Here is a 4,907-nt window from a genome sequence, read left to right on the forward strand (position 1 = left end):
GTTTTAGTAGCACTCTAGCCGTGTCAAATTTCCCATAATAGCAGCAAAGTGTAGCGGAGTGTTGCCATTTTCATCTTTAGCGTTAACATCATCCCCTTCTTTAATGAAGTATTTTGTTAATTTTTCACTTCCGATTTTAGCAGCATGGTGCAGTGGAGTTTTATTGCATTCGTTCTTAACACTAACATTTGTGGTGTGTTTCAATAGTGTCTTAGCTAAAGCAACCATACACATCCCATCGTCAATAGAATTTGTATCACGAGCTGAAAGTAACTCCACAAGTTCTTGGTGATCAAAATCAGTGGCATAATGCAATGCTGTCATTCCCCTATTATTCTTAGTATCAACATCTGCATTGTGTTTTAGTAGCACTCTAGCCGTGTCAAATTTCCCATAATAGCAGCAAAGTGTAGCGGAGTGTTGCCATTTTCATCTTTAGCGTTAACATCGGCACCTTTTTCAATGAGGCATTCTATCGTTTCTATACTTCCACTGCTAGCAACATAGTGCAGCGAAATTCTATTTTGTTCGTTCTTAACATTAACATCTACATTATGTTCTAATAGTACCTTAGCTACGGCAACCCTACCCATCTTAGTAGCAAGATGTAGCGAAGTATCGCCATCTTTATCCTTAGCGTTAACATCTGCATTATGTTTTAATAGTACCTTAGCCACGTCAACCCTATACATCATAGTAGCCCAGTGTAACGCAGTGAAGCCACTTTCATCTTTAGCGTTAATGTCCGCCCCTTTGCCTATAAGGTATTCTACTATATCAACCCTTCCATCATAAACAGCCTGATGTAACGGAGTGATACCATATCTGCTCTTAGCATTGACATCTGCACCCTTATTGATAAAATATTGCACTATGTCCAATCCTCCACTCTCAACAGCTGAACACAATGGAGTGCTGTCAGATCCATCCCTAGCATTAACAACACAATTAAATTTATCTGGGTGTTTTTCTTCCATATGTGTTAATACGCACCTAACTGCCTCATAACTGCCACTTTCGGCAAGTGAATGCAACGGTGTATATTTCCATTTACCATAAATAGGATTAAAGTAAAATTCGTCAATTAACTCACCATACTTACTCACATATCCCCAAACAGATGCAACAATAGAATTATCTATTAATACATCATAACTGTTTATCAATTCTAGAGCTTTCCTTAAGACCTCTTCTTCTCGGCCTTTCTCTTGTAATTTTAATCTAGTCACCTTTTGCACTAGTCTGTAAATATTTACTACTCCTTTCCTTAATTTAATCATTGAATATCGATTAAGTAACTCAACAGCATTCCACAACGCTTCTTTATCATTAGCTACTTGCTGTGAAAAGATTTCTTCTATATAAATCTCATTAGGAGAAAAATAGCCCATTATCTCGAGAATGCTCAATGCTTCCGGCCCAAATTTTTTTTGCACTATAGCATCAATTGTAATTTTCCAAGTTATGAAAGTTGCCTTAGCATAACGATCACTTTTATATTCGGACTTAAAGTCAAGTAGCTTCTCTGCTATCTTTTCACACTTTTTCAGATAGCCACCAACTCTAATCCTTTTTCTACCCCTATGACTAAATACAATATTTTCTTCACTAATATATGTAACCGCTAGTTTTAAAGCCAATTGGGAATATTGTAGTTCCTGTGCTAGCTTTTTTATTTCCTTATTCTGTAAATTGTTTTCTATATTCAAAGCCCTTTTAACAAATTCTAAAGCTTCTATTTCATCAAATTCATCTGATTCTTCTATATCTCCTTCTTCTCTTGCTTTCGATTTTTTGTCACGAGGACCATAAGGTTTCTTATGGGGTCTTTGCTTGTTATTTTGCGCTGTTACAGCTGCATGTATTTCATTCAGTGTTTTACTATCCTTATGCTATTGTTTTGCTATTTTATCAATTCCTTTATTCCCTTTCTTTACCCCTCGTTCTATCCCACATAGAGTGCTGGCCCATAGCTCCACTTTTTGGAAAAATTCTTTTCCTTCTTCTGGCGAAAGAAAACGTCCTTTTATATCTTTCACCCAGTCTGATATTTTCTCCAGAAGGTCATTGCAAAAGATTTCATTGTCACCAACATAGCCAAACTTTTTGGCCAATCTACCACTCATCTCACCTTTAAACAATTCTTTTAGCTGACTTTCATTGGGCAAATTAACCGCAAACACTAGTTCATTTAAAAAGTCTTCGACTTCTTTATCACTGACTTCTCTACCTACCTTACCCTTTATAAAATCCTTATTTTCCTGCAAGTATGAGATAATACTATTATCAAATTTATATCTTACACCATCACCTACATCCAGAAACTCATCTTGTGTGTCTATTCTTATAACTGAAATTTCCTTTTCTTTATTCTTTCCACTCGACATCATTCTCAGCTTTCTCACTTCATGTTGTGCTGAATCTGTGAAATCAAAATCAATATTCGTAACAATAGCAAAATACTTCATCTCACCCTTAAACTTTCCATTACTTTTGATCTTTAAATAAGCAATAAAGTATTTCAACAAATTAAACTCACCACTCTTTGTTAATAAGCTACCTACACTGATTTTTTCAGTTCCATCTTGTTTGTGTTTGACTTGCACAAACCTATGTATTGTTGTTTTATTTTGCTTACATTGGAGAACAACATCATCAAAGCCTGCAGCTGACTTCAATTCTGTAGCTAAGCGGAAAGGACATTTTTTATCCATCACACGCATGAGAAATAATATGAGCCACAACTCTTGATAGTCAATACCATGGCGAGAACATTTTGCCCCCTAAACAGGATGATCTTCAAGCATCCTCAACCTCACATAATTTTAAAAATAGTACCAACAAATGGTAAAAAAGTTATATGTCATGATATACAGATATCGTAGCGTAAATCTGAGAATATCTACGAGATGTGCTGTTATGTAAATAAAAAAATGTGACTAATTACTTAATCTTTCACTCAAAATTGAATTCACGACATCAGGGCTGGCTTTTCCCTTGGTAAGTTTCATAACTTCGCCGACAAAGAATCCGTATAACTTTGTTTTACCGCTTTTGTATTCTTGAACTTTATCTTGGTTGTTATTGATGATTTTGTCGATAACTTCTGATATTTGACCTCTATCGGTTATTTGTTTGAGGCCTTGCTCTTCTATAATTAAAGATGCAGGTTTGCCAGTTTCAAACATACTATCGAATACCTGCTTGCCAAGTTTAGCAGAGATTGTTCCATCAACGATAAAATCTAAGAGTTCGGACAAAGCATTTGCTTTGATTGGGGAGCTCACAATATCAATACCTGCTTTATTCAAACGACCAAAAAGCTCTACGGTTAACCAGGTAACGGCGAGCTTTGAATCATGTTTTTTTATCAATTCCTCAAAATAATCAGCAATTGCTTTATCGGAGGTAATGACGTTTGCATCGTATTCATTGATACCCAATTCCTCAATGTATCGCAGCTTTTTTTGATCTGGCAACTCGGGCAAAGATGATTGAATTAAATCAATTTTATCCTGGCTTACCTCAACAGGTAATAAATCAGGCTCAGGGAAGTATCTATAATCGCTTGCATCCTCTTTGCTTCTCATCACTTTTGTTTTTCCCGAAGCAACGTCAAACAATAAGGTATCTTGACTTATTTCTTCTCCACTTTCTAAAATTTCAATTTGTCTTTGTATTTCATAGTCTATAGCTTGCACAATATAACGTATCGAGTTCAGATTTTTTATTTCACAACGAGTGCCAAATGTACTACTGCCTTTTAGGCGGACAGAAACATTTGCATCACAACGAAGTGATCCCTTTTCCATATCACCATCACACGAACCAATGTAACGCAAAATCTGCCTCAATTTTTTCATGCATTCTGCAGCTTCCGCAGATGAACGGAGATCTGGTTCTGAAACAATTTCCATTAAAGCAACCCCTGCACGATTTAAATCTACATAAGTTTTGCTTTCCTCATGAACGCTCTTTCCTGCATCTTGCTCTAAATGAATTCTCGCAATTCTTATTTCCTTTTGATTGTCGTTGATAAATACTCTACCATTTTTAACTATTGGCTCAAAAAACTGGGTTATCTGGTAACCTTGCGGTAAATCAGGATAAAAATAATTTTTCCGATCAAAGTAAGAATACTTATTAATTTCTGCAGAAAGTGCAAGACCAGTGCGTATTGCTTGCTCTATGCAGTAATAATTTAGTATTGGCAGCGTACCTGGCATTGCCGCATCAACTAGAGAAACTTGAGTGTTATGCTCAGCACCAAATTCCGTTGATGAGCTAGAAAATAGCTTCGTATTAGAAGAAACTTGAGCATGCACCTCAAGCCCAATTACCGCTTCCCAATCCTCTTTCGTCATGTATTTTATTTAAATGATAATCTTAATATTCTGCAAAATTAGCACAAAAAGTCAAAACAAAACTCATGTTAGCTAAGTGGTATGCAGATTGTTTTACCCATAGAAACGGGTTAAATGCAAAAGATTACTTGACAAGCTTCGCCAGCCCTCTTATCATAAAATTGAAGCTATTTATTTATCTTCTCTGTACAGATTAAATGACAAAAAAACTCACGTATCTGCCGTCTCATGTTTAATTTTTTGCACTATGTGCACCTTATGTCTTTATCAAACTTCTACCTACATAAGCTGAAACGCGCTTATAAAGCGTTTAAAACATAAAAAAACGCCAACTTAAAAAATGGATAGTGAATAACTAGCTACCCTAGGGTTTCTTTTGCCTTTTTTTCTGTTTAGTAAATTTCTTAACGTTTATAATTTAGATTAGTTGCGGTTTAAAAGCAACTGAATCGCGGTTATTAAGTGTTTAGAATAAAAAAACGCCATACTTGAAAGTATAATGTAAGTAATTAGCCAACCACGGGGCTTCTTTTGCCTTTTTTT

The 4,907-nt window shown here is 35.6% G+C and carries 4 protein-coding genes; all 4 read right to left on the reverse strand.

Annotated features, from left to right (window positions below; translation table 11 throughout):
- Positions 1-3: 3 nt before the first annotated feature.
- The 4 genes from OZD64_RS02805 to gatB all read right to left on the reverse strand — a co-directional run bounded on the left by OZD64_RS02805 (position 4) and on the right by gatB (position 4,364).
- Positions 4-372, reverse strand: a complete 369-nt coding sequence (locus OZD64_RS02805; RefSeq protein WP_274999257.1) for an ankyrin repeat domain-containing protein — start codon at positions 370-372, stop codon at positions 4-6.
- Positions 363-1,709: an ankyrin repeat domain-containing protein gene (locus OZD64_RS02810; protein ID WP_274999258.1), complete on the reverse strand. Its 1,347-nt coding sequence runs from the start codon at positions 1,707-1,709 to the stop codon at positions 363-365. Before OZD64_RS02810 ends, OZD64_RS02805 begins: the two co-directional genes overlap by 10 nt.
- Positions 1,710-1,892: 183 nt before the next feature.
- Positions 1,893-2,678, reverse strand: a complete 786-nt coding sequence (locus tag OZD64_RS02815) for a hypothetical protein (protein ID WP_394370288.1) — start codon at positions 2,676-2,678, stop codon at positions 1,893-1,895.
- A 261-nt stretch (positions 2,679-2,939) separates the two neighbouring features.
- Positions 2,940-4,364 (reverse strand): Asp-tRNA(Asn)/Glu-tRNA(Gln) amidotransferase subunit GatB, encoded by a 1,425-nt coding sequence (gene gatB, locus OZD64_RS02820; protein ID WP_274999259.1) that lies wholly within the window; start codon positions 4,362-4,364, stop codon positions 2,940-2,942.
- Between the last annotated feature and the right edge of the window lie 543 nt (positions 4,365-4,907).

Source organism: Wolbachia endosymbiont of Drosophila tristis (assembly GCF_028981745.1).
GTDB lineage: Bacteria > Pseudomonadota > Alphaproteobacteria > Rickettsiales > Anaplasmataceae > Wolbachia > Wolbachia pipientis.

Excerpts from the sequence above, each read along its gene's own strand:
- gatB (WP_274999259.1), bottom strand. The coding sequence starts at position 4,364 with ATGACGAAAGAGGATTGGGAAGCGGTAATTGGGCTTGAGGTGCATGCT.